This window comes from Saccharopolyspora elongata, assembly GCF_004348985.1.
Taxonomy (GTDB): domain Bacteria; phylum Actinomycetota; class Actinomycetes; order Mycobacteriales; family Pseudonocardiaceae; genus Saccharopolyspora; species Saccharopolyspora elongata.
In genome coordinates this window covers 25,784-51,077 of the sequence record NZ_SMKW01000059.1, presented here as the reverse complement: position 1 = coordinate 51,077, position 25,294 = coordinate 25,784, and the positions used below count along the sequence as shown (strand labels likewise).

Annotated in this window: 26 protein-coding genes; 3 read left to right on the top strand and 23 right to left on the bottom strand. The window is 65.4% G+C overall.

Translation table 11 applies throughout. The annotated features are described in order from the left end of the window. Positions 1-319: 319 nt before the first annotated feature. From E1288_RS32985 to E1288_RS32900, 18 genes are all read right to left on the bottom strand, one after another. Positions 320-580, bottom strand: a complete 261-nt coding sequence (locus tag E1288_RS32985) for a hypothetical protein (RefSeq protein ID WP_132492271.1) — start codon at positions 578-580, stop codon at positions 320-322. A 91-nt stretch (positions 581-671) separates the two neighbouring features. Next, complete coding sequence (locus E1288_RS32980) at positions 672-1,166, bottom strand: hypothetical protein (protein ID WP_132492269.1); 495 nt, start codon at positions 1,164-1,166, stop codon at positions 672-674. Between the two features lie 317 nt (positions 1,167-1,483). Then, positions 1,484-1,861 (bottom strand): hypothetical protein, encoded by a 378-nt coding sequence (locus tag E1288_RS32975; protein ID WP_132492267.1) that lies wholly within the window; start codon positions 1,859-1,861, stop codon positions 1,484-1,486. Positions 1,862-1,979: 118 nt separating this feature from the next. Further along, positions 1,980-2,702, bottom strand: a complete 723-nt coding sequence (locus E1288_RS32970; protein WP_132492265.1) for a class II glutamine amidotransferase — start codon at positions 2,700-2,702, stop codon at positions 1,980-1,982. Continuing rightward, positions 2,690-3,799, bottom strand: coding sequence for a hypothetical protein (locus E1288_RS32965; protein WP_207954685.1), 1,110 nt, complete (start codon positions 3,797-3,799; stop codon positions 2,690-2,692). The genes E1288_RS32970 and E1288_RS32965 overlap by 13 nt, the downstream gene beginning before the upstream one ends. Positions 3,800-5,557: 1,758 nt before the next feature. Next, positions 5,558-8,482 (bottom strand): LysM peptidoglycan-binding domain-containing protein, encoded by a 2,925-nt coding sequence (locus E1288_RS32960; protein ID WP_165968388.1) that lies wholly within the window; start codon positions 8,480-8,482, stop codon positions 5,558-5,560. 5 nt (positions 8,483-8,487) lie between these two features. Beyond that, positions 8,488-8,868 (bottom strand): hypothetical protein, encoded by a 381-nt coding sequence (locus E1288_RS32955; protein ID WP_132492261.1) that lies wholly within the window; start codon positions 8,866-8,868, stop codon positions 8,488-8,490. 35 nt (positions 8,869-8,903) lie between these two features. Further along, positions 8,904-9,332 carry a TadE family protein gene (locus E1288_RS32950; RefSeq protein WP_132492259.1) on the bottom strand — a complete coding sequence of 143 codons (429 nt, stop codon included), beginning with the start codon at positions 9,330-9,332 and terminating at the stop codon, positions 8,904-8,906. Beyond that, the gene (locus tag E1288_RS32945; protein ID WP_132492257.1) at positions 9,329-9,742 is read right to left on the bottom strand and encodes a TadE family protein; all 414 of its coding nucleotides are present in this window, start codon (positions 9,740-9,742) and stop codon (positions 9,329-9,331) included. The genes E1288_RS32950 and E1288_RS32945 overlap by 4 nt, the downstream gene beginning before the upstream one ends. 30 nt (positions 9,743-9,772) lie before the next feature. After that, positions 9,773-10,009: a hypothetical protein gene (locus E1288_RS32940; protein WP_132492255.1), complete on the bottom strand. Its 237-nt coding sequence runs from the start codon at positions 10,007-10,009 to the stop codon at positions 9,773-9,775. 41 nt (positions 10,010-10,050) lie between these two features. Then, the gene (locus tag E1288_RS32935) at positions 10,051-10,944 is read right to left on the bottom strand and encodes a pilus assembly protein TadB (RefSeq protein WP_132492253.1); all 894 of its coding nucleotides are present in this window, start codon (positions 10,942-10,944) and stop codon (positions 10,051-10,053) included. Further along, positions 10,941-11,714, bottom strand: coding sequence for a type II secretion system F family protein (locus E1288_RS32930; RefSeq protein WP_132492251.1), 774 nt, complete (start codon positions 11,712-11,714; stop codon positions 10,941-10,943). Before E1288_RS32930 ends, E1288_RS32935 begins: the two co-directional genes overlap by 4 nt. A gap of 83 nt (positions 11,715-11,797) precedes the next feature. Continuing rightward, complete coding sequence (locus E1288_RS32925; protein WP_132492249.1) at positions 11,798-13,171, bottom strand: CpaF family protein; 1,374 nt, start codon at positions 13,169-13,171, stop codon at positions 11,798-11,800. Continuing rightward, entirely contained in the window at positions 13,168-13,977 is an 810-nt protein-coding gene (locus E1288_RS32920) for a P-loop NTPase family protein (RefSeq protein ID WP_132492247.1), read from the bottom strand. Before E1288_RS32920 ends, E1288_RS32925 begins: the two co-directional genes overlap by 4 nt. A 317-nt stretch (positions 13,978-14,294) precedes the next feature. Then, the gene (locus E1288_RS32915) at positions 14,295-14,705 is read right to left on the bottom strand and encodes an SAF domain-containing protein (RefSeq protein WP_132492245.1); all 411 of its coding nucleotides are present in this window, start codon (positions 14,703-14,705) and stop codon (positions 14,295-14,297) included. A gap of 63 nt (positions 14,706-14,768) precedes the next feature. Next, positions 14,769-15,299 (bottom strand): hypothetical protein, encoded by a 531-nt coding sequence (locus E1288_RS32910; RefSeq protein ID WP_235883963.1) that lies wholly within the window; start codon positions 15,297-15,299, stop codon positions 14,769-14,771. A gap of 398 nt (positions 15,300-15,697) precedes the next feature. Continuing rightward, the gene (locus tag E1288_RS32905; protein WP_132492243.1) at positions 15,698-16,234 is read right to left on the bottom strand and encodes a hypothetical protein; all 537 of its coding nucleotides are present in this window, start codon (positions 16,232-16,234) and stop codon (positions 15,698-15,700) included. Between the two features lie 13 nt (positions 16,235-16,247). Beyond that, complete coding sequence (locus tag E1288_RS32900) at positions 16,248-16,667, bottom strand: prepilin peptidase (protein WP_132492241.1); 420 nt, start codon at positions 16,665-16,667, stop codon at positions 16,248-16,250. 791 nt (positions 16,668-17,458) lie between these two features. Between E1288_RS32900 and E1288_RS32895 the strand changes: the two genes are divergently transcribed. The 3 genes from E1288_RS32895 to E1288_RS32885 all read left to right on the top strand — a co-directional run bounded on the left by E1288_RS32895 (position 17,459) and on the right by E1288_RS32885 (position 19,433). Beyond that, positions 17,459-17,659 (top strand): hypothetical protein, encoded by a 201-nt coding sequence (locus E1288_RS32895; RefSeq protein WP_132492239.1) that lies wholly within the window; start codon positions 17,459-17,461, stop codon positions 17,657-17,659. A 219-nt stretch (positions 17,660-17,878) separates the two neighbouring features. After that, a complete protein-coding gene (locus E1288_RS32890) occupies positions 17,879-18,679 on the top strand; it encodes a ketoacyl-ACP synthase III family protein (protein WP_207954684.1) in 801 nt (266 codons plus the stop codon). Positions 18,680-19,100: 421 nt separating this feature from the next. Beyond that, a complete protein-coding gene (locus E1288_RS32885; protein WP_132492235.1) occupies positions 19,101-19,433 on the top strand; it encodes a hypothetical protein in 333 nt (110 codons plus the stop codon). Positions 19,434-20,219: 786 nt separating this feature from the next. Here E1288_RS32885 and E1288_RS32880 read toward each other — a convergent pair. The 5 genes from E1288_RS32880 to E1288_RS32865 form a co-directional block, all read right to left on the bottom strand. Further along, positions 20,220-20,834, bottom strand: a complete 615-nt coding sequence (locus E1288_RS32880) for a hypothetical protein (protein WP_132492233.1) — start codon at positions 20,832-20,834, stop codon at positions 20,220-20,222. Between the two features lie 107 nt (positions 20,835-20,941). Beyond that, positions 20,942-22,132: an amidohydrolase family protein gene (locus E1288_RS32875; RefSeq protein WP_235883962.1), complete on the bottom strand. Its 1,191-nt coding sequence runs from the start codon at positions 22,130-22,132 to the stop codon at positions 20,942-20,944. A 121-nt stretch (positions 22,133-22,253) separates the two neighbouring features. Next, positions 22,254-23,840 (bottom strand): MAB_1171c family putative transporter, encoded by a 1,587-nt coding sequence (locus E1288_RS49145; protein WP_235883961.1) that lies wholly within the window; start codon positions 23,838-23,840, stop codon positions 22,254-22,256. After that, complete coding sequence (locus E1288_RS32870; protein ID WP_132492229.1) at positions 23,837-24,283, bottom strand: ImmA/IrrE family metallo-endopeptidase; 447 nt, start codon at positions 24,281-24,283, stop codon at positions 23,837-23,839. Before E1288_RS32870 ends, E1288_RS49145 begins: the two co-directional genes overlap by 4 nt. A 197-nt stretch (positions 24,284-24,480) precedes the next feature. Beyond that, positions 24,481-24,900 (bottom strand): helix-turn-helix domain-containing protein, encoded by a 420-nt coding sequence (locus E1288_RS32865; RefSeq protein ID WP_132492227.1) that lies wholly within the window; start codon positions 24,898-24,900, stop codon positions 24,481-24,483. Positions 24,901-25,294 lie beyond the last annotated feature (394 nt).

Sequence of the window (25,294 nt, the reverse complement as noted above, 5' to 3'; positions counted from 1 at the left end):
CAGCTGCCGGGGAACCTTCATGCCTTGCGGATTCATATGTTCGGGAAGTGCTCGCCGGGCGCCGCGCTGATCTGTCGGAGTGCCGTCCGGCAGGCCTGGAATTGGTGGTGGCGATCGTCTTGGGCGCGTTCCGTTGGCGGCTTCACAGCGACGACGTCGGCAACACTGTCCATGCGATCGCCGAGTTTCACAGGTCCGCAGGGGAGGCCGTGACCGCCCATTGCCCACCGTGACGAACCTTCTTGACTGGGCTCGCCATGGCGAGCCGTTCCCGAGCCCTTGCTGCGGTCGATGTCCATGTTGACGATGCCGTCGCCAGCTAGTCGGAGATTTCTCCGGGTACTCCCGCTGTCAGCGGTTGGTCCTTGATCGTCGACACCGTCAGGTTGAACACTCGGTCGTAGTAGTCGTGCTCGAATCCGTCCGACCAGCGCACCGAGACCCTCGCCGTGCCGTTGTACGCCGTGCCTCGCGTGACACGGACGAAGATCGCAGTCTCCCCGCGGAAACTCGTCACCTGGTCGCCGGCCTGGATCTCCCTGCCGTCCGCGTCAGTCACTCGGTACGTCGCGGCTGCCATGTCGGTCATTCCTTTCGGTTTTCGCGGAGCTAAGAAACCGCACACGCCCCAGCGAGCGGGTGTATTGCTGGCAGCTTGGGGCAGCGAGTGCTCATGGCGTCTCATTCGGGTAGATCCCGAGGACCACGCCGCTGATCGCTTCCAGGTGTACTCCGAGGGGCACGGTCCGTTCGGCGTGCTGGCGGTCGGTGAACAGCCACGGCCAGTTATAGGGGGCATCGACATCCTCCCAGTCGATCGACCAGGAGCCTGGCGAGCTGACCTCTCCATGCGTGTAGTCCCGGAGGGTCGGTCCGTCCTCTGGCATGCTCGACCGCCAAGCCTTCTTGACTTCGGCCAGCACCGCCTCCGCCAAGCGACGCGTCACCGGCCCCGGCCGCCGTACCTTGACCATTCCTCGGTCGGAACGCCGGAAGGTACGCACCTCACCGTCTGCACACTGAACCTCAAAGACCCGCCGACCCTGGTCGTCGGCCGATGGCGCGGCGTTGAGCACCACACTCCAGCCGTGCTGGTTGTTCACCCACATCATGTGCCCTGGCTCCAGGCTGGAGCCGTAGACGAGGCGCGTGTTCGTGTCGGTCATGCTGTTTCCTCCGCTTCCAGGTGTCGTCCTCGGCTCCTCAGGCCTGTCGGTGCCGCACCTTTGTTGTGAGTCGCGGCTGTTCGGTTCGTCTCCGGTCCCTCGTCGGCAAGCTCCCAGTCGTACTGGCCTGGGCCGATCCATGTGATGGAGTGTCCGCAGTATTTGCAGCGGTCGCCTTCTTCCGGAAGATCGTCGGGAACGTGGGAGTTGCCCTCCCGCCGGTAGCGTGGATGCTCAGACATTGCTCCTGCTTTCTGCGGCTTCCGGCCTTGTCGCCACCGGTGACCCGCTGCGAATCCTTAATGACCCCAGGGCTTTTATGTCTCCGCCAGAATGCCCAGCAGCCGCACCACTTCGTCAGCGCAGGCAACGAAGTACTCGAATTCGTAGGCGTCGGCCAACTCCGCTTCAGCCTCCACAGCCGCTACAACGTCGCTTTGGTGGAGGCCCGATCTGTAGTAACCGCACTCTTCGAACAGTTCTGCGGTGCTGTAGTCGTCAGCGTACTCGCCGGACAACGGAACGTGGGGATCGAAGACATCGAAGAAACCCGGGTCATCGTCCTCGTACATCCGGAGTGCCCGCCGCGCCGATTCGGCGCTTGCGTTCATATCCACCAGCCACGTCGCCTGCGCCTTGCCGTGTTGTTGACCCAACTCTTTCGCGCGCTCTTTGCAACTTTCGAAGGCGTCCACCTTCATCACTGTCATGCCCTTCCGGCTTCCAAAGCACTTCTCCGTGACAGAAGGCGCTGGACAAAACCGCAGGGTTGCCCAGCGCCAAAACTGCACGTCCGCGCCTTTCTGGAAATCTCTACACACGGGCCTGCGCGGCAGGCACATAGCAGCCGCACGACTCCACGTATTCTTCGCAGTCCACGCAGCAGCCGCAAATCTCGCAGAACCCGTAGATGTCAATCATCTCTGCGGCAGACTCGCAAAGCGGACACCCGTCGCCGAACTCGTCGAATGGATCGAGATAGCTCAGGTTTGAATACCAGACGCCGTCGTCCCAGATTCCGCACTCCTCGTTCAAGAGGTAGGAATTTTTTCGATAGCGTGGATCAACTGTCAAGATCGCGAGCTTGTTCCCTCTGCCCAGCCATTGAGTCAGGCGTCGTCGTCCCGCCCGGGTGGCGAATGACCCGAACGGACTGTTCGGCAGAAAATCTTCAGCGGCAACGCGAGTGTCGGATCTACTGTCTCCTCTTTGGGGGTGCACTTCTTTTGGCAGGATGCCGTTATGTGCAACGACAGTACGTCGATCGCCTCCCACGAAGAATGGGTGACAGTTCTGGACTCCGATAGAGCCGTGTGTGCTGAGGCGACTGTGAAACAATGCGGGGCCGTCGAGGTTCTTCTTGCGCATGCGTTCGAAGGATGCCACTAGCTGTTCGGGATCCATGCCGCGCCGGGCCACGATTCGATTGTCTGCAACAATGGCAAAACCGTGACCATCGTTGTTGAGCTGCGCGCCGTTCAAAAGTGCGTCCGTTTGCGGTGCCGCACCCTGCGGGTAGTAAGTCAGGAGGCACATGCCAGCTCCTCAAGCTCGCTCGAAAGCGGCGCATACTCGGCGTGGTCGCGGAGCCATGACACGAAAGCACGCCAAGTCCACCCGCCACGGTGTACGACATCCGAGACACGGAGAGTTCGCGTATACTCCACCGATGCCGCCGACAACCCCAACGCTGCTTTTACTTCACGCGGCTCCACCGTGCTAGCGAAAACACGAAGCTCGAATGTGTGATCATTTTGCGTGTTGATCGCACGGTATCGATCACCTTTGAAGCCCTTGGCATAGTCCTTGATATTCCTTCGATCGGACTCGTAAAAGGCTGCCCACTGCTCCGAGGTGCGGCGCGCAAGAGTTGTTACTTGCTTCGCGTTCCTGTGTAGAAATTTCATCCAGCGGTACACATGGGACGGTGAATCAAAAGCATCACGGCTGATATGGACGTGCATGCCGTTTTCGAAACCATCGGCTCCATCGTCTGCGAGATCAGAGAGCATTCGCCAGGGGAAATGGTCCATTGCCCAGGCGTAGGACATTGGATGTGTCACGATCTCGAAACCACAGTCTATTGAACAATCCTCTTTGAGGTATCCCAGACTGCCCACGTGGCGCAATGCCATTTCGGCGCAGTCCCGCTTTTCGCCGCTCGGGGTGTTGATCTCCAGCTCTAGACCAAGAAAGACTGGACCGTGGCCGTGAAACCTCGGTGCGGGTTTGTACGAGTAGCGTTCGATCAAATCGGAGCTGTCGTTGTCGTCCCTTTCGCATGCCTCGCAGAGGGATGCGTAGCGCGTCAGGTCTCCGCATCCCTCGCAATCCCAGAAGTCGGCCGCGCACGAATCGCACACGTCGGTTCCGTCGGTGGTCCACCGAAGGTCGCGGGCGAATAGACCACAGTGATCGCACCGCATGTAGACCATTCGGGCACAGTGGGCGCAAATATTGCCGCCGTCTATCGTCTCGAACGTATCTTCCGAACGTCGATCGCAGTACTCACAGACCAGGTAATCATCGGCGCAAACCGCGCACATGGTGGAGCTATCCACCAAGCACGTTTCTGAGACCTGATCACCGCATTGATCACACTCGGTACGGTCATCTATAATGGTGGCGGGCATAACAGAGCTACCTCTCTGGTATGTCAAGAGCTCTGGCAGGGACCGGAATTCCCTGTCAGGGCTCGCCTTTACGTGCGCGACGCTCAATTGTCGACGCGCGCAGTGACGCGAACGGGGCGTGAACCCGTACACCCCACGATGCAAGATTGACCATGCGGAGGAAGGTTTCGCGAACGTTCTGCGAACCCTCTCCTTGGACCTGCTAATCGTGCATGTGGGATGGCTCTCAACACTTTCCGAGCCGCGCCATCAGTTCAGGTGCGCCGCATGGCCATTGGCTAGCGCGCGAAGAGATGCCCGTTTGCTTCTCTGCCATGCGATACTCCTGTTGCGATGTTTGTTGGCCTACTGTCACTAGGCCGGTGCTATCCGCCCCCGCTGCATTCCTGTCATCCTTCGGATCACGACGTTGTCACTAGGGTCTTGGCGTGAATCACGCTCGCCTAGGTATCCCCACGGGTGCGGCGCTTTAGCGCATGGTCACGGTGCCCACACCGGCCACGCTTTTCCGTGCCGAAAATTGGCACGTCGGCCAGCCCCATTAATCTGTCCCGCTCACGCGGTGGACGCTCTGCGCGTCCGTTGACCTCTTATCGGACCCGGCTCGCTGATGCTGGCTTATGCGCTTAGGGGCGGCATTCCACCCGTGGACGGGTGGCGCAAGCACACCTAGCACTCACAAGCGCGGATCACGCCGGGAACGTGGGCTAGTCGCTCTGTTATCGCACGGCCCATGCGGGCCGCATGACTGCCCGAAGCAGTCGTTATGCCATTCAGGAACTCCGCAGTGGAATTGACTCGCAGAGCATCGTGCCCTGGTCCTCGTCAACTCCCACCGCCTCTGTCCTGTTGACATGTCTATTACACATCGAACTAGGACACTGCACAAGTTGGAATCGCTCCCGTTATATGTTCGTAACCTGGCGTGCAGAAAGCGAATGGCGCTCGCGGTTGGGGTAGCACTATGCGAGAAGATCTCAGGTGCCCCGCCTGGAGTTCATGAGGGCAAGTGCGACCGAAATTGCAGCCGGGTGCAGGTGCGTGGAGTGTCCGTGCAGGCCTGCTAACGCGCCGAGCGGGAGAACCGAAAAGGGAAGAAAAATGGCTCTTTTGGGTTATTGACAGGCGTCGCCAGGGCGGGGAATTGAATGGTGACGGCTGCGCTCGATGCTGCTCGGGTTGCCAGGTTAATCAGCGCGCAGAGTCGCCGCCTGGCTCGTGATCATCGTGTCGGATCGGATCTGGCCGGCAGAGAGTCGTCAAATAATGATGCCTATGTTGCCGTCTACTTTCGTTGTTCGAGAACTATTTGCTGCCTCTTTTTTCTTCAGTCGTCAACAGGTTCCCGTGGGGTACCGAGGCTGGGTGGGGAGAGGTAGGGGCGGCGGCGCCGCGACCAGCGACAACGCGACGCGGCGTTACTTCCTGGTTAAGAAGTAGGTGGACGGGCGCATGGGCGGGCACATGATTAGGCCGATGAGTCGACCAAAGGTTTCTGCTCATCGGCTGGCGCGAATTGATAACGTGATGATGCTGTGGGATTTTTGAGGCAACGTGAACGCCAACAAGAAGTTTCGGGCTGGTGTGCTGATGGTGATGGACGTTCGCGCTTTCAAGGATGCTGATGGTGAGATTTAGTTACGACATTGTCTCGTCCGCGTTTCGTGGGGCGCTGAAGAATAATAGACCATTGCGAATAGGTTTCTCTCATCTAAGTGGCGTGTGGTGTCCCAATGCTAGAGGCGTCTCGGAACTCCTTTAGGGCACTGTTTGCTGGTGTCGGTTCTGCAGTGTTCGGGCGAGCGTTAGTGTGCTGGGGTTTGGTCGCTCGCCGATTTCGGCGAGGTTGGTGGCAAGTAGGTGGACGGTGCGGCTGATGGCGTCGGTGAGTCCGAGTTCGGCTTGGACGCGCATGATGTCGCGGTAGATGGCTTCATTTTCGGGGTTGAGCAGGCGTGCGTGTTCGAGGAGCTGGAGTCGTCGGTGAGGGTCGCGTCCACGGTAGTGGGCGGCCATGCCGGCGAGAGCGTCGAGGACGGTGCGGTGGGCGTCTTCGCGGGGCCCGTCCAGCCACAGCGCGGACATTCCGTCGGCGAGTTCTCCGCGGTAAGTGGCCGCGATGCGTGACCACGCTTCCATTCGTTGCTCTGCGGTGGTCGCGATGTTGCGATCATGTTCGGCGTGGCGCAGCTGCCAGTAGTCGACGTCCACGCGGTCTGTGTTGAGTGCGACCGTCTCCTCGTGCTGAACGATCACGTCAGCAGCGTGGTCATCGCTGGCTTCCGAGAGGGCCTTGCGGATCTGGGAGAGACTTGCGTAGAACGCGTTATAGGGGCGGTGACCGCGGGAATCCGGCCAGAGGGCTTCACGGAGTGCCGCGCGGGTTGTGCCGTTGGGATGTAGGGCGAGGAACACCAGCAGGGCTTTGTGTTTGGGGGCCAAGGCTTGGGTGAGGTCGTGGTTCTCGCCGTCCGACGTATGCCAGGTCAGTGTGATTGGGCCGAATACCCCGAGCGTCACAGGGCGATCGTCCTGGTCGGCGTGTGTGTTTACGGGATCGGCCCGTTCGGCAGCGGTGACCATCTCAGTGGTGTTCTGTTCGTGGTCCTCTCTGCTGTTCGAAGGCGATTCTGCATGGTCGTCCGCGCCGTCAGCACTGCTGTCGTCGTGGGTGTCGACCGCGCGAGCGCCGCCTCCGGCCGCGTGCTTAGCCGTGATCTCCTGCTCTATGTGCTTGGTGTCGTTGTTCGGGTGGACCGTCGTGGTGTCGGCGAGCAGGTCGATGAGAGCGCGGGTGTCGGTGGCGTTGAGGTGGAACAGGCGAGCACCGCGCAGCTCGTCGACGGCTGGGCTTGTTGCGGAGACGAGTCCGTCTGCCAGCACGCACACGGTGGCTGCGGTCTCCCAGCTACCTAGCAGGATCCCCGCGATGCCATGTGCGGTGCCGTTGTCGAGAAGCACCTGCAGCCGTTGGCATTGCCGTTCGGCGCCGGCGACCAGCACGAGCTCCAGCTTCCCCCGCTTGCGTGTGTCGTCGGCGGTTTCTTGGTGATTGGCAAGGTACGTGGTTGCTTCGGTCAGGTCCTCGGTGATGCGCAGACGCGGTGAGGTGGGCAAGCCATCCGAGATCAGCGAGCGGGCGTCACGATCGGGAATGACGATGGTGGCGTTCGTGGTGGCAAGAAGCTGAACCAGGAGGGCGCGTGCGGCGGCCTCGGCGCCAGGACCAGTCAGGCCCAGCCCGTGGACGGCGGCGAGGTCAAGAGCACGAGCCTGGCCGTCACGAACTCCGACCTCGATGTCCCGCGCTGACGGGCCAGCCCCGGAAATGCCCGGACCGCTCTCGGGCGAAGACGTGATCGGCTCGGTCTCGACGTGGCCGGCATGGCGAGTCGAAGGCTGAGCTCCGTCGAACGCCAAGCGCAGCGCGTGCACGGATGGTGCGAGAGTCGGCAGCGGAGGGCGATCGCCACTTCCCGGCCTGTATGCCCGCATCCGGCGTCGGCGGCGCACGAGCAGGCCCAGTGCCACGGCAGCGGCCAGACTTGTGGCCACGAGCCCGCTGCTACCAACGGAGAGTGCGGTGCCAGAGGTTGTGGTGACGGCGCGTCCTGAGGGCTTTTGCCGGTCAGGTGCTGGTTCCGGCTGAGTCTTGGGATCGGTTTGCGCAGCCGCGACCTCTGGGCTGATGTGCGGCTGGGTGCGACGGTGACTTTCGGTGGTGGGGAGGGCGAGCTGCCAGCCGGAGAAGATCAGGTCGGGGTCGCGTAGGACACGTCCGTCTGGTTGTGGGTGGTGGGCGTTGAGCCGGAAGATCTCGTCCCATCGATCGGCGTTGCCGAGGTGGTGTTCGGCGATGGTGGTGAGGGTGTCGCCGGGAGCGGTCGTGACCCACTGAGCGTCCTCGGGGATGGCTGACGGGGTGGGCGCCTGGGCGGCATCAGGTGGTAGCAGGAGAACCCAGCCTGGCTGGAGGTGGCGGGGGTCGCCGACGCGGTCGGCGTTGAGGTCGAGGATTTCCCTCCAGCGGTGGGGGCTGGTGAGGTGGCGCTGGGCGAGGCCCCAGAGGGTGTCGCCGCGGGCGACGCGGTAGCGGGGGCAGTCTGGGCGCACGGTGTCGTCGACGGTGGTGGGGGTGCTGGGTTCGGGCGGCGGCGTGGGGTCGGCGTAGCCGCCCGAACCCAGCGTTGTGGTGTCCCTGCTGGGGACGGGCAGGACACCACCGGAGGGATGCTGTGGTGCGGTGACCGCGGCCCGATCGGCTGCGGGTGCCGCGGAGGCGGGCGGCCCGCTCAGGGAGATCACCATGCTCGCGAGCACAGCGGCGATCCACCCACGGGGCCCGGATTGTGGAAGGCGTTCCCGTAGGACGCGAGTTCCGTAACGCAAAAGGAGAAAGAGGTCGCTGAGGGTCCACCACATCAGGCACGCCCAGGTGATCCACCCGGTGGTGAGGATGACGAGCAGGAGCGCACCGTCGGCGCGGAGGTCTAGGCGCAGGGTGTGCCAGGTGTCTTCGGCCCAGACCGTGAGTTGGTCGCGGATCGGCGGCGCCCAGTACGAGGTGTCCAGCGCCGGCCAGGTCAGGTTGGGAATGGTGACGAGGCGGCCGGTGAGGGTCAGGATGACCGGCATCCCGGCCAGCAGGGCGAGGATCCCGAGCCCGGCGAAGACGATGCGCACCCGGCTCATGACAGGCCACTCACGCTGTGGGTGCCGGTGGCGAGTGCGGCGGTGGAGTGCCCGGTGACGGTGTGGGTGGACCACAGCAGCCCGATCTTCGCGGGCTCGGAGTAGGTGACCGTGACGCGCACGGTCGTGGCGCTATCCAGGGTGACTGTGCCGGTGTGGCTGGTGTCAGCGAGGTATCGCCGCGCGGCCGCGGTGGCGGTGTGGGCGTCGATGCTGAGGGTGGTGCCGCGGGTGTTGAGGGCTGTGAGCGCGGCGCGGGCCGCTTCGGCTGCGACGGCATCCGCGCGCGCCAGGACGCGGAGCCGGTCGGCGCCGTCGACGAGGAGCGCGAACACCAGCAGCAGGCAGGGCACCAGGACCGCAACGAGTACGCTCACTGATCCCGCATCGCCCGGGTGTCGGGTGTGGAGGCTCATGACCGGCTCCGGTACGGGTCGACAGGACTGGTGAACACCGCGCGCAACGGGATGCTGGCCGGCAGGCCCGGGATGCCGGTGAGGTCGGCCAGCGACACCGAGCACCGCAGGGTCACCGTGACAATCCCCAGGGCCCCAGGGCGGCCGAACCCGCCGGTGTCCGCGGTCACCTGGAGGCCGGCGCAGGTGAGGTTCCGCTCGGCAAGGGCGCGGGTCCCAGCACTGATTGCATTGGAATGGGCTGCGGCGGGAGTGCGGGCCAGGCTGGCGGCCCGGGCGGCGGCTGTCGCGGCGTGTTCCACGGCAAGGTCGGCGGTCACGATGCGCCCGCCTGCGATGACCAGCACTACCAGCGCCAGCAGCATCGGCATCAGGATCGCCAGCTCCACGCTGACCGAGCCCACATCAGAGAATCGGCGGCTCACGGCATCTCCCCGGGGACGGTGAAGCGTTCTTTGGCCGCGCGGGCTTCCTGCTCGACGCGCTCGAGCCCGGGAATGGGCAGGATCCGCGGTGCGGTGGCCGCGACCTGCACGCGCACCTGGCGGGCGTCGACGCTGGCGGTGACGACCGGATCACCCACGAGGCCGCCGGCTCGGTGGAGGAAGCTTGTCGCGGCGGTGTGGGCGTCACCGGTGGTTCCGGTGACCGTGCGGGCGGCCTGCACGCCGTGTTGGGCGGCCGAGTGGCAGAGGGTGCGGGTGTGCCACCACAGCCCGGCCTGCAGGACCGTGACGAGCAGGATCAGCGCCAGCGGCGCGAGCACGGCCAGCTCCACCGCCACCGACCCCGCATCCCGGTCCCCAGATTCCTGGCGGGGATGTGTGTGGCGCATAGGGGTTTTCATCGCTGACGCCCCATTAAGCTAGTGGATTTGGCCTTGGTATTTCTGGACGACTGCGGTGATGGCGGCGCCGAGCCCGAGCGCGGCTGCCAGTCCGATCGCGGTGAGCACGGCTTTTTCGGTGCTCTCCGATCCGGTGTCGTCGAAACGGGCGTGGCCCCAACGCTGCTGGGCGTTCTGTCTGGCGAGCGTTATCCAGGCCGAGAGCAGTAGTAGCGCGGTCGTGGCGTTCCGGTGGAGGTGGTGAAGGACAGACATGATGACCTCTTTCGCATTCGATGGGACTGGGTTTGCGGTGGTTAGCCGAGGAGTCGGGTGACGGCCGGGTAGAGGACCAGCAGGAGGATGCCGAGCATGAGCAGGGTGACCGGCAGGGTGAGGCGTTCGGTGCGGGTGTTGGCGTCGGCCTTGTCGGTGCTGATCGCGGCGGTGCGAAGGCTGGCGGCGTGGGTGGTCAGGCTGGTGTAGATCGCCGCACCGTCCGCGGCGGTCGCCGCCAGGTCCGCCACCGCCGCCAACTCCGGCAGCCGGATCGTGGTGCCGAGTGCGCGGAGTGCGTCCCACGGTGAGTGTCCACTGTGCTCGGCGTGAGTGAGGGTGCGATGCAGCCGGGTCAGTAGCCAGTGGTCGCCGACTGCGGCGGCCTCGCGCAACGCCGGGCCGGGCGCGTGGCCGGCAGTGCGCTGCTGGGCCACGAGGTCCAGGTAGACGGCCAGTGCCCGCTTCGCGTCCTCTCGTGCCACCGCGGCCTGGTCGCGGAGGCGTGAGACCGGCACCACGGCGCCCACGAGTCCGCCGGCGGCGACGAGCCCCACCGATACCCCGACCGGCACGCCCGCGACCGCGAGGGAAACAGCGAGCAGTGTGGCGGCGGCGAGGCTGCTCACGGCCCACCGCAGCCGCGTGGTCATGTAGTCGGCAGTAGTGCGTTCGAGAAGGCCGAGGTCGTGGGTGGGGATGCCTAGCCAGGGGTGCCGGGCGTGGTCGGCGCGGTCGGTGGCGTAGGTCACCAGGCGCGCTCGCCAGGCCCGCCACCCGGTTGCAGGGGTGGAGGCGGTGGTCCGGGTGGCGAGGTGGTCGAGCGCGGCGGATACGTCCATCGGCGCGGGTCCGGCGATCGCGCGCAGTCCGAGGGTGAGGCCGGTTCCGAGGACGATACCCAGTCCGGCGGCCAGTGTGAGTGCGGTGTTCATGAGGGTTGCCCGTCGTTGAGGTAGCGGGGCCTGGTGGGCAGTGTGGAGAGCTGGTGCATTCGCCATAGTGACAACGCGAAAATGCTTGCCACGACGGCCAGAACGCCTTGCCCGGTCCAGGTGTTGAAGGGGGTGAGGAATTCGCGGGCGAAGAGCACCAGCCCGACGACCATGGCGGTGGTGATGGCCACGAGGGTGCGCACGGTCGTGCGGGGTTTGGCGCGGTCGGCCTCGACTTCGCGGGTCGCGGCGGCGCGGGCGCGCAGCGCGGCGGCTTGGGCGTGCAGGATCTCCACCAATCCACGTCCACCGGTCCGCAGGCGCAACAGCAGCGCCAGCACGACCTCATCCACCACCGGATCACTGAACTCCGCGGCGAAGGCCCGCAGCGCTGTCTCCGGGTTGTCGGTGCGCAGCCGGTCCGCCAGACGCCGAACCGGTGCGGCCAGCGGTTCGGGGGCGGTGTCGGCGGAGCGCGCGACGGCGTGGTGCAAGCCTCCGGCGCCCGAGGTCAGCAGGTCCCCGACGCGCCTGGTCCACACCGCGAGGGCTTCCTGCAGCACGATGGCCTCTCGCGCGCCGCGGGAGGCCAGTACGACGGGCAGGCCCATGACGGCTGCGATGGCGGCTGCGGCGGCCACCGGCCACCCGGTCCCCCACCACACCACCGCCGCCACCAGCACGGCGAGCACGCCGCGCCGCCACCACCGGAGCATCCACGGCTTCACCGCAGCGTGCCGTTCGTGCGCTGTCTCCTCGCGGGAGTGCATCGGAGACGAGGGCACAAGAGCGAAGATGCTGAGCAGAACCCCAGTTCCGAACAACACTCCACACAAGACAGTGACAATGGCGATCACGTTGGCTCACTCCTCTGATCGAGGTTGTTCCATTGGCCGTCCGGCCGGTTGAAGAGGGCGTGGTCCAGGCCGTGGGCTTGCAGACGGGCCATCAGCGTCGGGCTGGGAGGGCATGTCGGGACGGCACGGCCGTCACCGGGGCGGGGCCCGAACAGAGTGGTGAGGTCCGGAATCGCGGCGTCGCCTACAGGGCCGACTTCGACGATCTCGGTCACGAAACGTTCCCGGCGGTCGGAATGGTCGCGGCGGGCGAGGTGGACGATGAGGTCCAGGGCGGAGGCCGTCCACCGGTGCGCGGCCTCCACGGACAGCGGTGGTATCGCGAGTTGCCCCAGCGCGGCGATGCGGTCCGGGACCGCTCGCGCCGATGTCGCGTGCAGGGTGCCCATGCCGCCCGTGGCGCCGTTGCCCAGCGCTCGCAGCAGCGCGGTGATCTCCCCGCCGCGGACCTCGCCGACGATGACCCGGGATGGCGAGTGCCGGAGGGTTTGTTTCAGGAGATCGTCGAGGCTGATCTCGCCGACGCCTTCGGCGTTGGCGGTGCGCGCCTCCAGCGGGGTCACCACGCGCTCGCCGTTAAGATGCAGCCCGAGTTCGTAGTCGTCCTCGACGGTCACGATGTGCTCGTGGACAGGGATTTCGGCACACAGTGCACGCAACAGCGTGGTTTTGCCGGCGAACGGGCCACCGGTCACCAGCATGTTCACTCCTGCGGCCACCGCGACAGCGAGGAAGTGCTCGAGGCCGGGGTCAAGGGTGCCGTGGCGGCGCAGATCGGTGAGGGTGGTCTGGGTGAGGCGGTGGCGTCGGATGGCGATGCGGGGCCGGTCGGTGACCTCCCGTACCGCCGCCAATCTCGCTCCCAAGAGCCCACCTGCTGGTAGTCGCAGGTTCACGATGGGCTGCGCCGGGCTGAACTCGCGGGAGGTCTGCCCGAGCCGCGCGGACATCGCCTCCACTTGCTCCAGCAGCTCAGTGTCGGAGTCGGCGACCGGGTAGGGCCAGCGTTGCAGGTGGCCGTCGGCCAGTTCCAGCCAGACCCGGTCGTGGCCGTGGATGTGGACGTTCTCCACGTCCTCCAGTTCCAGCAGCGGCTGGAGCTGGCCCAGGCCGAACACCGCGGCCAGCACCGCGTCGGCGAGCCGCTGCTCCTCGGCCACAGACAATGGCGGGTCGCCCCTGCTGGCCCGTTCATGAGCCCACGTGGTGATCTCCGCGGCCACCAGCGCCGCTCGCTCATCGGCGGTGCTGTTTCGTAGGCGGGCGGCGACTTTCTCCCGCAGCGCTTGCACGGTTGCGTTGTCCGGTATCCATCCCCAGGTCTCGTGCGAGAGCTGCAGGCGGGTGTTGCCGTTGATCTCGGTGGTCATGCCGTACCTGCCTTCAGTACGCCGTCGGCAACCGTTGTCGTGGCCGGCGGAGTGGGTGGGGTGAGGCTGCGGTGCAGCCGGAGCGCGGCCTTCCGGCTGGTGCGGACGAGGGCCGAGCGGCGGGGTGCGTGGCTGCCTGCTCCGTCGGAGAAGAACCGGGCAGCTGCCGGGTCGTCGGGAAGCTCCACACCGACGGGGATCCCCACGGCACGGGCGACACGGTCGGCTTCGCTGCTCGTGGTGGCCGACACCAGCGCTCCGAGCCGGGTGATCGGTATCAGCTCGCGCAACGTGCTGATCAAGAGCAGTGCGGCCGAGATGTGCCGGAGGCTGGGACGCATTCCCACCAGGACCAGGTCGGCTTCGGCGATCAGCGGCCAGGGCGTTGCAGGTGTCCACCGGCCGGCGTCGATGAGGACGTCGGGTCCTTCACGCGCGAGATCTCGGGTGGCACTGGCGAGTCGGCGCCAGCCGTCGTCCCCCATCGCTCCCTCCTGGGTCCGGCTCGTCACCCCAGCTAGCAACCGCACGTGATCGTGGCCAGGAATTTCCTGCACATGCCCCGCCAGTCCTTCCGAGGGCACGGAGTCCAGGTGGCGGGTGGCAGCGGCGAAGCTGACCACCCCACGCTCCGAGGACAGGCGCCCGTCGACCAGCCACTGGCCTCCCCATCCCGGCAGCAGATCACCCCCGGCAGGATCAGCGTCGACCACCAGTAGCCGGTTCGGCCAGACCATGGCCAGCGCCGCTACCGCGGTGGTGATCCCGGGTGAGCACTTCGCGGACAGCATCGTGACGAAAGCCATCACAAACTCCTTTAGACAGACGCGAAAATCGAACCCAACATGGGTTTTCAGCTGGTGGGGCCAAGCAGTTTGACGAGTGCGCCGCCAGCGGCAGCGGCATCGGCCTGATCGGCGGCCGAGGAGTCGATGAGCAGATCGACCACAACCGCACCTTCGGAGTCCGGCAGCGACGCCTGCACCACGCGAGCCCGGAACCGTGCCCCACCGGTCACGGTGTCCGTCGCACCCGAGCTCGACAGGCCCACAACCTCCACAGGGTCGTTGGGAGCCAATCCGCGTGCCGGGTACCGGCCCGGGAGCAAACGAAATCCGATCACCTACTGCCCTCTCGCGGGCACGGCTTGAGTGGTGACATCGCTGAGGGCCAAAAGCTGCCCGGCCCGCAAGTTCGCAGCGGCGATCTGCCCCACCACCCGGCCACGATCCGTATCCGCAACCACGAACCGCCGCACACCAGGATCAAGGTCCACAGTGGTCACATCAGCATCTCTGATGGGCTGACCCCACGACACGTCACGAACGAGTTGCAACATCGGCTCGCGATCCCACGCTGCCGACACAACTCCGACCGTTCCCGCGACCGACACGATGATCACACCGAGGGAAGCGCCGAGCAACCACCACCGACGTTGCCGAGGAACCCGAGGCCCACGCACCGCAGTGGTGGTCCCGTCCTTGGCGTCGCTCGAATCGGGCTTGGTGACCGCGAAGATTCCGGTACTGGACATAGACCTCTCCCCACACGTGAATACACGAACTACGAAAAAGGAAACGGCAAGAAAGCCTGTTGCTTAACGGATGCGGAGTGCTTGGGCCTCACCCACCGCGAACCTCGCCGGCGTCCGCGACGTCATCGGCGCCAGCTCACCCCCGGTGGGTGCGCTGCCGGTCCAGCCCTGCCACGTGACCCGCCACGTGATCGACCACTCCGCCGTCACCAGCGCACCAGGCTGATCGGCCGATGGCCGCTCGTACACCACATCGCAGTCCGGCGAGGCCGCATGCAGGCCGAACGACCGGTCATACGGTGTCCCCGGCCCCGCACAGGACGCGACCGACTGGCCCAGGCCGGGCGTCATCGACAACCGAACGGGCACCGCGGTGACCTCCGCCCACACCTCGCCGGCCTGCACGCGTTCTGTCTGCGGACGCCAATCTTCTGGCGCAGTCCAGAACCAGGTGTGCTCACCGACGACCGTCGCCGGACGACCATCCGGCAACCGCAGATCCGGGGAATGCCGCGGCGTCGGCAACGGCAACCGCAGCCGCCGGGCCGCCTGCTGAGCCAGAGCCGCGGGATCCGGCGGAGCCGCAGTACCCACCGGGTTCGGCGTCGAAAGTGTGGCGTTCGGCCGTGGGCAGTACCCGTCATCCAAGGGCCCGAAACACCATGTCGACAAGGGCTGGGAATTGAGCATGAACGCCGGATCCTGTGATTGCCCCGGGGCATCACACATTACGACCGGACACAACGGCACCGGCGCCGGCGACGAGGGCCCAGTCGAATGCGTGCCGGCACCCCCGGGTTTCGACGTTGCCGGTCGTCCCGGCCGTCCTGGGGCGGCAGCGGAGAGCCCGATCGAAGGTGGGGCATACCAGCCACCAATGTCGCCGGACTCCACGGCGACCTCACCATCCTGCGCCAGTCCCACGGGGGCTGCTAGGACTATCAGCACGCCCACACCGGAGAGAATGCACGGGCCGCGGACTGTGGAGCGCATCAGCATTCACCTCCCGGGAACTCGATGCGATCGACGCGCCAGACCGCATCAGGCCCTTTCGTCAACGTGGCGTGAACGAGATTGCGAGCAATGCCAACGTTCTTCGGATTCCCGGACGCGAGGTCGGCTTGACCGGCCCGGCTCGCATCCTGGCAGTCCTGCACGCTCGCTTGACCCCCGGTGATCTGCACCGACGAAACACGGGCCACGACAGCGCCGTATAGCCGAATCCCGCCTGCCAGTTGCTCGCGAGCGCGCGAGGTGATCTGGTCCGCCAGCTCCTGCCCGGCCACACGGCGCACCTCGGCGTCCCACACCCCATCGCGCTCGGTCGTAGAGTTCCAGGTGATCCGCCAGAAATCGCGATACGCGCGCTCAACCACAGCGTGTTCGTCAGAGGGCAGGCCCGGAGGCGCAACGATGCTCGGGTCAGCAGGCAGAGTGGCCGGCGGTGCTGTCGCGCAGCCGACCACGATGAACCCGACCGGGCACAGCACGGTGCGCGCGGCTACGGGCACAACACGTGTCGAGAGCATTGGTGATTGCCTCTCAGAAGGTATGGATGAGGACGGCGATCCAGCCGCCGAGGACCAGGCTCGGGCCGGCGGCGATGCGTGCGGTCCCGGATCGCAGCGTGGTGGCCCATGCCAGGCCGGCGAGTACGCCGAGGACCAGCAGCGACGCGGCGATGCCCACCAGTACAGTGCGCCACCCGATCCACCCGGTGTACACCGAGATCGCGGCGAGCAACGTGATATCGCCGTAACCCAGCCCCGTCGGAGCGATCCAGTACGCGAACGAACCGACAACCAAGACCAGCACACCGGCACAGAGCGATCGCAGCAGCGCCGCCGGCGAGGACACCGTGATCGCGTGGACGGTGAACACGACCAGGCCGCCCGCGGCCAATGCGATCACCCACGGGCGAGGCAATCGGTGACAGGCCACGTCGATCCAGGCCAGCGCCATGCTGCAGATCGCCCACCACCACCAGGCGGCGAGAACGGGATCGGCGGCGAAGCGGCACCCCACGGCGAGCGAGACAGCGCCGCTGGCAGCGCTGAACCCACCCACCGGCCAGGGGCCTGTTGACCACGCCACCCACGGCCGTACGGCCCATGCCACGAACGGGCCGACTGCGATGCCCGCGAGGACAAGAATAGCAACCACGGGCACAGAGCAGGCAAGCGTCGGTGCGTGAACAACGCCCGCCGTAGATGTGAGGCAGGGAAGAATGTGCCAGCACCACAATTTCACCTCCGAAACTGGGGACCAGGCTGTCAGGAAGTCCCGGGGGAGCCGGATTTTGTCGCAGCAGGTCCGGGGAGATCGAGCGTGACATCGGACCGCGCCTCGTGTCAGTTTTTGGCCACCGAGAACCGGCGTATGCGCCCGTTCGAGTGAAGCCTCAGCGGAACAACCATCTCTTGATGCCTGGTCGCAACAGCCCCTTGGAGTCGGGCTCCACGTCGTGAATGTGTTCCGTGCTAGGGATTTTCGATGCTGGAAGGTCCAGCGATGTTGGGCGTCCGACTCGCTCAGACGGGTGTATCTGCCCAGTGGGCGGTGCCAAAATCTGACACCGGAACCGTGCCCGTGTCACCGTGGCGAAACCCACAACGCGGAACCCTCTCCACTGAGATGGCGATTCTCCGAATGGGCTCCCGTTTCTCTTTCTTCCTGCCGTGCCATGCGCGGGAATGGAGTGATCCATCATGCGAACCGTACGACAAACCAGCAGATCACGAACGCTCTTTATCTTGCGGTGGCAAGACGGGGAGGACTGGGGCCACCTGTCGGCGGTCACCGACGCCGCCAAGCCTGTCTTCCTGGGTTTCGTCAACCGGGCCCTCGATCCGGTCTTCCACGCGCTCAGCCGTGACTGCTCGATCGGCGCCGACGGGTTCCGCGAAGTCTGGTTCACCGGACGCCTCTCCAATGCGACGCACCCGGAGAGGTGATCGGGTATGCGCCACCGCGGGATCACGATCAACGGCATCGGAGCAGTTACCGGCGACCTCATGTCCGCCGCCGACGCCATCCGCGCCGGCCACTACAGCGCACAGCAGTCGCAGCGGAACCACCAGGATTCTCTCGCTGTCGCACCAGAGTGCACCGGGCCGGAGCTCGCTATACGCGCAGGACGCCAAGCCCTCCGCGGCTTCCACCGCCGCCTGGACTTGCACCTGCACGCCACGATCCACGACCCGGGCCTGGATTTCTGGTCGCCCAACTGCTTTGTCGCCGACCAGCTCGGAGTCGACACGACCATGACCCTCGCGGTCAATGGCATGTCCAACAGCATGGTCGCCGGCCTCGAACTAGCCACCAACGTCCTCAAAGGCCAGCCCGGCCAGGCGGCACTCCTCACCGCAGGCGACACCTTCCACACGCCGCTGTTCGACCGGTGGCAAACCGATCCCGGCATCACCTACGGCGACGCCGGAGCCGCCGTCCTCCTCCAACGCGACTCCGGGAACGATGCCGTGGCCGAGCTGATCTCCACCGCCTCCTGTGCGCAACCCCAACTGGAAGGCCTCCACCGCGGAAACACCGGCTGGTACAACGGAAATACCTACAGGCGACCGATCCAGCTTCGTCAGCGAAAAGCACGCTGGCTAGCCACCCACGACGGCCCCGGCAGTCTCGAAACCCTCAACGCCGCCGCCGTCAGCACCGTCGTCAAGCAAGCACTGTATGACGCCGAAATCGAACTCGACGACCTCCGCTACCTGCTCTGCCCGCACTACGGAGCCCCGCTGACCCACCGGCACTGTCTCGCGCCGCTCGGAATCCCCGAAGAACGCAGCAGCACGTTCCTTGCTAGCCGCTATGGCCACATGGGTGCCTGCGACCAGATTGTCGGCCTGCACCACCTCCTCACCCGACGCCTCGTCGCTGCTGGAGATCACATCGCCCTGCTCGGTATCGGCGTCGGCATGACCTGGACCGCGGCCATCCTCCGCATCACCACCAACTAACCGCCTTCCGCCCGCACAACAGAACTGGCCAGGACGAATTCGCGCCCAGGAGAACCGCGCCCAAAAAGGAGAAAGGGAGAAACGAAATGAACCAAGAAAGCCAGCGTCGTCACAAGGCGGCCACGAACAGCGTGCGAGCCGCGGTTATCGCCGTAGCCCTGGGCACGCTGTCTGCTGTCGGAACAGCACTCGCAGCCACCCCCGACGACGACTGCATCGCCGGGTCATGCGGACTGCCGCACTGGGAAGAGCCGCGCCAAGGACTCCCACACCAGCACCTGCTGTGACGCACCGCTGAATCCCTCGCTATCAGCGGAATCCTGCCCACTGAGATCCGCCTTCAAGGCGTCCCGTTCAGCGAAGTTTCTCCTCTGTATTAACGAATTTCTGATCAGAGGTATGTCAACGAGAGGAATGTGTCATGCGAAAAGCGCATAGTGCTGCGGTGAACCTGGCAGCGGCAGCGGGAATCCTGATGCTGGGACTCACCGCCACGGCCCACGCGGAAGGCGCCTGCCCGCCCGGCACCGCGTTGTCCATTCAGGATGGTGCCCGCATCCACCGTGCCGCGGATCTGAAGTCACCCGTAGACGGCGTCTACTACAAGGCCCACGCCTACCGTGTGCACCAGTTCGTCGGCGGGGCGCCCACGACTCCTGAGTGGGTCAACCTGACCGACGACACCAACGGAGTCACTGGCTGGGTGCACGGCAGCGTCGCTGCCTGTCTTGGCCTGACCCCACCCTCCGCGTAGGACAGCGAAGCAGAGGCATCACGTCATTGCCGACATGTGAATCCTGGAAGGTGTACGAGAACTGGAGATTCTCAGTCATGGGACGAGCCTTGACCACCTGGCGAGGCTCGTCCCACACGTTCATGCCTGGACTTTGCCTTCCACAGGTCTGCCGTGACCGTCCATACCGCACGCGAGCTGGGATGGTGGTCGTCGACGAGAAGGTCGCCGCGTCGCACCTCGAGCTCTCGGTAACCAGTGGCAGCCAAGTGCGGGCACATGGCGCGGGCCAAGACGAGGCACCGATGGTGTAGTGCGGCGTCGGTGAGAACCTCGCCGGATTCGCTGCAGAACACCCACGCGGCCTCGTCTAACTCCAGCCCGCACACCTGGCACGCCCATGCTTCCTGGATTTCCCGGACTCGATCACTGTCGACGAGCCTGTGCCAGACCCTCCCATGGCTGACCGGTGCCACGTAGGGATGCGGCAACGGTTCGATGTCGCCGTCGACGCCATGCCCGGGCAGGCGCGGGCGTGGCCAGCCCGCACCGGGCGCCGGGACATCACGACCGCGTCGTACCTGATGGGCGTGAACTCGGGAGACGGGCAACGTAAGTCCCAGCGCCGCGGACTGCGGATTCACGCACGCCAAGCCAAGGTCAGGGTCGATCTCGTCCCACACCAGCGTTTTCCCGCAGGTAGGGCACGGGAACTCCGGCTCCATACTCAACTCCGCGCCCGTTCGGCTGGCTCTCGCGTGATCGCCCGAACGAGCATACCGGCACGTTCCGGAACACGTGGGGGTGTCAGCGGCGAGCGACGTAGACCTCTGCGATGGGCTGGCCGACGTCGACGATCGCGTCGGCTGGCGGCCCATCTTGAAGTAGAGATCGTCCAGCCTCGGTATGCGGTAAGAGGATGGGGAGGCGGTCGGTCTCGTGCTGGATCTTGCGACGGAACTCATCGGTGAACGGCAGGTCGATATACGCGAGGCCGTCGTTTCGGGGCCATGTCACCTCGATAACACCGTCGTCGGTGCGTGGAACGCACCAGGCATGCTCGGTTCCCAGCGGCATCACCGCCGGCAGCCCAAAACCCTCGACATAGATGAGGTCGTGCTTGCTTTCGGCGAGAGAGGTGGCATTGGAGTAGCACTCTCGTTCTGGCCCGTGGGTAGCACCGAACCGTTCGGGTTCGACGGTTGTGTGCCACACTCGCCCCTCGGTCAGCAGCAGCTCGGCGAAGGCGAGGAACCGGAAATGCTGTAGATGCCGTTGGGCGCCCCTCCGACCGAACTCAGCCATGACTTCCAAGAACCGAATGAGCTCGCCCATCGAACGATCAACCATGCCGCCCCACTCCGCCCATCGAGACACCTGCGATGCCGAAACGCGTGTGAACGATACCGACGGTTCGCTCACCCACGGATACCAGGCAATCTGGGCGCGTGACTCACCGGCGGTGGCAGACACGGCATTCGCCGCGTCACCAGCTATGCCGATTGGCGCTACCTGTGCTGCGGCGCCGGTCAGTTCTCGGAGTGGAACTCGCGCCCTCGGGCAAGCACGAGTTGCGGGTGTCGGAGGTGTGCGAGGCAGGTGAGGGGGTCGCCGTCGACCACGATCAGGTCGGCGGAGTATCCGGGTTGCAAGCGTCCGACGTGGTCGGTGATGCCGAGTGCTGTGGCGCTGATGGTTGTTGCCATGTCGATGGTCCGGTCGTTGGGGAAGCCGAGGTACTCGAAGAGTTCCATGGTTCCCACGAAGTCGTCGAACCAGGACCCGGGCAGGCCGGCGTCGGTGCCGATGATCAGTGGCACGCCGAGTTCGGCGAGCCAGACCAGCCGGCCGTACATCGCCTCCGTTCCCTCCGGGCCTAGCCGTTCCATGATCGAGCGCCAGTTCCCGCTCAATGCGGTGCAGGCGTAGATGCCTTTTTCTGCCATCTGCTTCGCGACGTCGTCACGGCGGTCCGGCCCGTTGGCGCTCTGCCAAGAGCAGTGCTCAACGGTGGAGACCCCGGCAGCGACCGACGCTGCGATCGCTTCGGTCCCGTGCGCGTGGGCGGCGACCGGCAGTCCGAGCTGGGAGGCTTCTTCCACGATGATCGCCAGCTCCGTGGCAGTGAATTGCGATGCCCACATCGGCGGCGAGCTCGGGGTGATCTGGCCACCGGAGGCCATGACCTTGATGACATCCGCACCCAACCTGGCGTTGTGCTGTACCAGCTGGCGGATCTCGGCTTCGCCGGAGACCGTCCCTCCGAGGAAGTGGCAGTGCCCATCGGGGATGGTCAGCGGTGCTGCTGCTGCGAGGATGCGAGGACCTGGCAGATCGTTGCGCGTGATGGCATCGCGGAGGCGGATGGACAGGCCACCGCGGTCACCGAGGTCCCGGACGGTGGTGATGCCATGTGCCAGCGCTCGTTGTGCTCGCCCGGCCATGCCGAGAAGCAGGTCCGCGTCCTTGGTCTGCTGCACCGTGTCGAGGAACTGGGGACTGGTGTCGAAGCTGAGGTGGACGTGGCTGTTGATCAGCCCGGGCAGCACGGTGGAGTTCGGAAAGTCCCGGCGCCGTGCTTGCGTGTCGGCTCGCTGCTCGACGTGGTGTCGGGGCCCCACCGCCAGAATGGTGTCGTCTTGGACCAGGACCGCGCCGTCCTGGATTCGCTGTTGGGCTGGCCCGATGAGCACCTGCTTGGCGCTGATCAGCTGCTGCACGTCATCATCCTCTCCGAGCTGTGCGAACAGTTTCGTTTCCTTGACAAGCCAGGTAGTCGGAGGCTTTTGAGCTGCGGGCTCGCTCGGCCGGACAGGACTGCTGTGCGTGGGGCCGCACTGGTCATCCTTGGTGGGATTCGAGGCGGAAGACCGCGGTCGTGCTGGTATGGGCGCGAATCTCACTGACAGCGGCGCCGGGCGTGAATGGCCATGCCATCGAGCTGGTCCCGAGCGCGTTGAGGTAGGTGTGGATGACCCGGGCCGCTTCATGGCCCTCGACGAGAACCGCGCGATACACCGGGTGTTCGTCGCGCTCAATTGCGACCTGGCCGGCGGCCAGCAGGTTGCGGACCCAATCGCGCCGGCGATGCGGGGAACACACATACCGTCGGCCATCGAGCTGGGTGACCGCGATCGGAACTGTCCGGATCTCGCCGGTGTTGCGTCCGCGGACCGCGAGAACACGCAGGGCGTAACGGCGTTCTACGTAGGCGGCGGGTTTCTGAGCCCGGATCTTGCTGATCATGAGCGCATTGCGTTGCCGTAGCCCTAGGTCTGGACCGCGCGCCGCGGCAGAACCGTCCGGGACGAAGTGCTGGTTCAAGGCCAGGAGTTCGACGACGTCGGTTTCGACGTTGTCGACGTGTGCCGGCGCGGCCACCAGGACCGCAGAGGTCGTGGTAGCGGGCAAGCCATCGTGGCGATGCCGCAACGCGTGCCGGATGGCGGTGACCTGCTGATCTGTGGGGCGGCTCGAGTCATATCCGAAGTCCGCGAGATGAGGACTGAGCTGGACCAGCCCGTCGCGGATCTCGATCACGCGACGCCAGTAGTGCCGCCGGACCCGGCGGGGAGACACACGCTCCCGCCACAGGCTGCGCGGTCGGCGATCAAGAGCATCCTTCGGGTATACCGCGTTGAGTGCCTCCCACAACGGCCGCAGCTGCCGGTAAGCACGCCGGTGCCGCCACCACACCCGGACAGTGGCCAACCGCAGCAACACCGCCGGGCAGAGGACACCCAGGACGAACACCCCACCACCGACAGCAGCCAGCTTTCCCGTCGCGTCTCGCAATGCATCGGGAAGACCTCCACCGGACCAGGACACGACGATGAGCAGCACCCGCAGCGAGCCGCTCACAGCGCGAATTCCGAGTCCAGCAGCGGCGATCCGCAAACCGACGCGCACCCGTCGACCCGACTCGGCGGCATACCGCAATGCGAACCGTGCGGCTTGCACGAGTGCATAGACGAGATAGGCCGCGCCAACGAAGTAGAAGCCGGCGATCCCGGGAATTTGCAGGTCGGTCGAGGACGAGGAGAATCTGTGATCACGCAGTTGCTCAGGAGTCGCGGCCATCGACACGATCTGGGCGATCACGACAACAGCCAGTGGGACGACTTCCCGCCATGCCCGACGCCCGACGTTCTTGTCTGCTGGGGCTGCCGAGAACAGGAAGAACAGCATCAGGAAGAAGTACCCGAACATGATCACCGCGTTCTGCAGCAGCTTCGGGACGCCGTGCTGGACAACGGAATCCGCTGCAGCTGCGTTGGCCAGCCAGCCCAGCGGATAGTTCAGCGCCATGAAGGCCAGGCACGCGGACACCATCCACAGCGCACGATCCCGCGGCGTGCGCCAGAGCCGGTGCAAGCACCACAGCAACGCGAGGCTCAGTGCCGCCGCGACGAGCCCCTCCAGGATCACAGCCAGACCAGCCGGTCACCGAGAGCGCGCTGGGCCCGGCCGGCACGCGGCGAAAGAGCGGGAAGCTGAACACATTCGACGACTGCGGCGGCCTCCAACAGCATCGTGGCCGCAATCTCCGCTTCCTGTTCCTGCAGGGTGTCGTAGGACGTGCGGCGAAGCGCTCGACGAATCACTTCTGGCGAGATGTCCGGCATCATCGTTGCCCACAACGGGTCCTCGTCCGGATCCGGTTGATGGTCGGCGAGGAGGTGCCCCAGTTCGTGCGCGATGATGTGCTGCTGATGCGCGGGAGTTGTCTCGGCCTGGTACAAGATGTAGTCGGTGTCAGGCGTGCTGCCCCACCAGCCAAACGGGCCGGGAACCGCAAACGGATACGCCACCAGCCGAATCGGTTTGCCGCGCTGTACGCTCAGCCGCCTGCAGACCTCGCCCATGTCCACCGGCTCGTCGATACCGAGACCGGCGAGATCTTGACGGAGACGTCGCCGTAGCGCCCGTTCCGCCGACCGGTACTGGCGAGACTCCCGCCACCTTCCCACAACAAGCTCACCCCCAACCAACGTCGCGGCACCCGTGCCGCGTGCGGAGATCCAGTGTCGCCGCATGGTCATCGATCGACAGCGACAAGGACGCAGCGTCACTCAGACGAGTGTTCGTCAGGTGTTTCCTTCTGGCGGCTGGCCTCGAACTCGATGAAAGCAAGCACGTTGTTCATCGACTCCGCCGACAGCTGCTCCGCACCACGTGCCAGAGCGCGAAGCTTTCCCTCGCCGAACTTCGCAAGCAACGCGTACTGCGACTTCAGCTCGCGACCACGCTCGCTGTCGGCGAAGAAGTCCAACGGCACATCGAAAAACTCCGCCAGCGTCTTCACCGTGGCATGACTGGGCTCACGGTCACCGCTGCGAAGGTTGTAGAGATGCGTCTTTGACATGCCACAGGCCTTAGCGACCTCCCGGACCGTGTACCGCTCACCGTCCTCACGCCTGACGCTGTCAAACAGAAGATCGAGCTTCTCCGCGAACGAATCCTGGCCCTCGCCCCGTTCGGCCTCCATCGACGACACCTCCTTCCACTACCTCTCCAGGGTGTCCCCCATAGCGGACTCACGCAAGCCCCCAGTTCAGTCGAGTTGACAGTATGACCTCAGCTGCTTACGTTCAGAGATCTAAGTCCTCTATAGCGGACAAGCACGGCGCGGGGCGTCCGCCCTGTACGGCGACAGGCCTACGCCCGTGCACGCCATGCGCTGATCATCGCAGCGTCTTGGCCGAACCAGCTAACCAGCGCAGAGGGCCTCCGGCCCAGGAATCAGAAGGAGTAGACGTCAAACAATGGGCCTCAAGTCCCAGCAGAGGCCGTTTAACAACAGCTGCCGCTTCTTCCTAGGTCACGTAGCCCAGGCCGGCACTGCGCCACGACCCGCGCCTCACGTTCTCGTGTTGTGCGCG

What these genes read in the sequence shown, in the direction of transcription:
- E1288_RS32980 (WP_132492269.1), bottom strand. Translation starts at nt 1,166, where the DNA reads ATGACCGACACGAACACGCGCCTCGTCTACGGCTCCAGCCTGGAGCCA.
- E1288_RS32945 (WP_132492257.1), bottom strand. Translation starts at nt 9,742, where the DNA reads ATGCGCCACACACATCCCCGCCAGGAATCTGGGGACCGGGATGCGGGG.
- E1288_RS32930 (WP_132492251.1), bottom strand. Translation starts at nt 11,714, where the DNA reads ATGCACTCCCGCGAGGAGACAGCGCACGAACGGCACGCTGCGGTGAAG.
- E1288_RS32985 (WP_132492271.1), bottom strand. Translation starts at nt 580, where the DNA reads ATGGCAGCCGCGACGTACCGAGTGACTGACGCGGACGGCAGGGAGATC.
- E1288_RS32970 (WP_132492265.1), bottom strand. Translation starts at nt 2,702, where the DNA reads ATGTGCCTCCTGACTTACTACCCGCAGGGTGCGGCACCGCAAACGGAC.
- E1288_RS32935 (WP_132492253.1), bottom strand. Translation starts at nt 10,944, where the DNA reads ATGAACACCGCACTCACACTGGCCGCCGGACTGGGTATCGTCCTCGGA.
- E1288_RS32900 (WP_132492241.1), bottom strand. Translation starts at nt 16,667, where the DNA reads ATGGCGCTGGCCTGGATCGACGTGGCCTGTCACCGATTGCCTCGCCCG.
- E1288_RS32905 (WP_132492243.1), bottom strand. Translation starts at nt 16,234, where the DNA reads ATGCTCTCGACACGTGTTGTGCCCGTAGCCGCGCGCACCGTGCTGTGC.
- E1288_RS32915 (WP_132492245.1), bottom strand. Translation starts at nt 14,705, where the DNA reads ATGTCCAGTACCGGAATCTTCGCGGTCACCAAGCCCGATTCGAGCGAC.
- E1288_RS32940 (WP_132492255.1), bottom strand. Translation starts at nt 10,009, where the DNA reads ATGTCTGTCCTTCACCACCTCCACCGGAACGCCACGACCGCGCTACTA.
- E1288_RS32885 (WP_132492235.1), top strand. Translation starts at nt 19,101, where the DNA reads ATGCGAAAAGCGCATAGTGCTGCGGTGAACCTGGCAGCGGCAGCGGGA.
- E1288_RS32920 (WP_132492247.1), bottom strand. Translation starts at nt 13,977, where the DNA reads ATGGCTTTCGTCACGATGCTGTCCGCGAAGTGCTCACCCGGGATCACC.
- E1288_RS32965 (WP_207954685.1), bottom strand. Translation starts at nt 3,799, where the DNA reads ATGCCCGCCACCATTATAGATGACCGTACCGAGTGTGATCAATGCGGT.
- E1288_RS32925 (WP_132492249.1), bottom strand. Translation starts at nt 13,171, where the DNA reads ATGACCACCGAGATCAACGGCAACACCCGCCTGCAGCTCTCGCACGAG.
- E1288_RS32865 (WP_132492227.1), bottom strand. Translation starts at nt 24,900, where the DNA reads ATGGAGGCCGAACGGGGCGAGGGCCAGGATTCGTTCGCGGAGAAGCTC.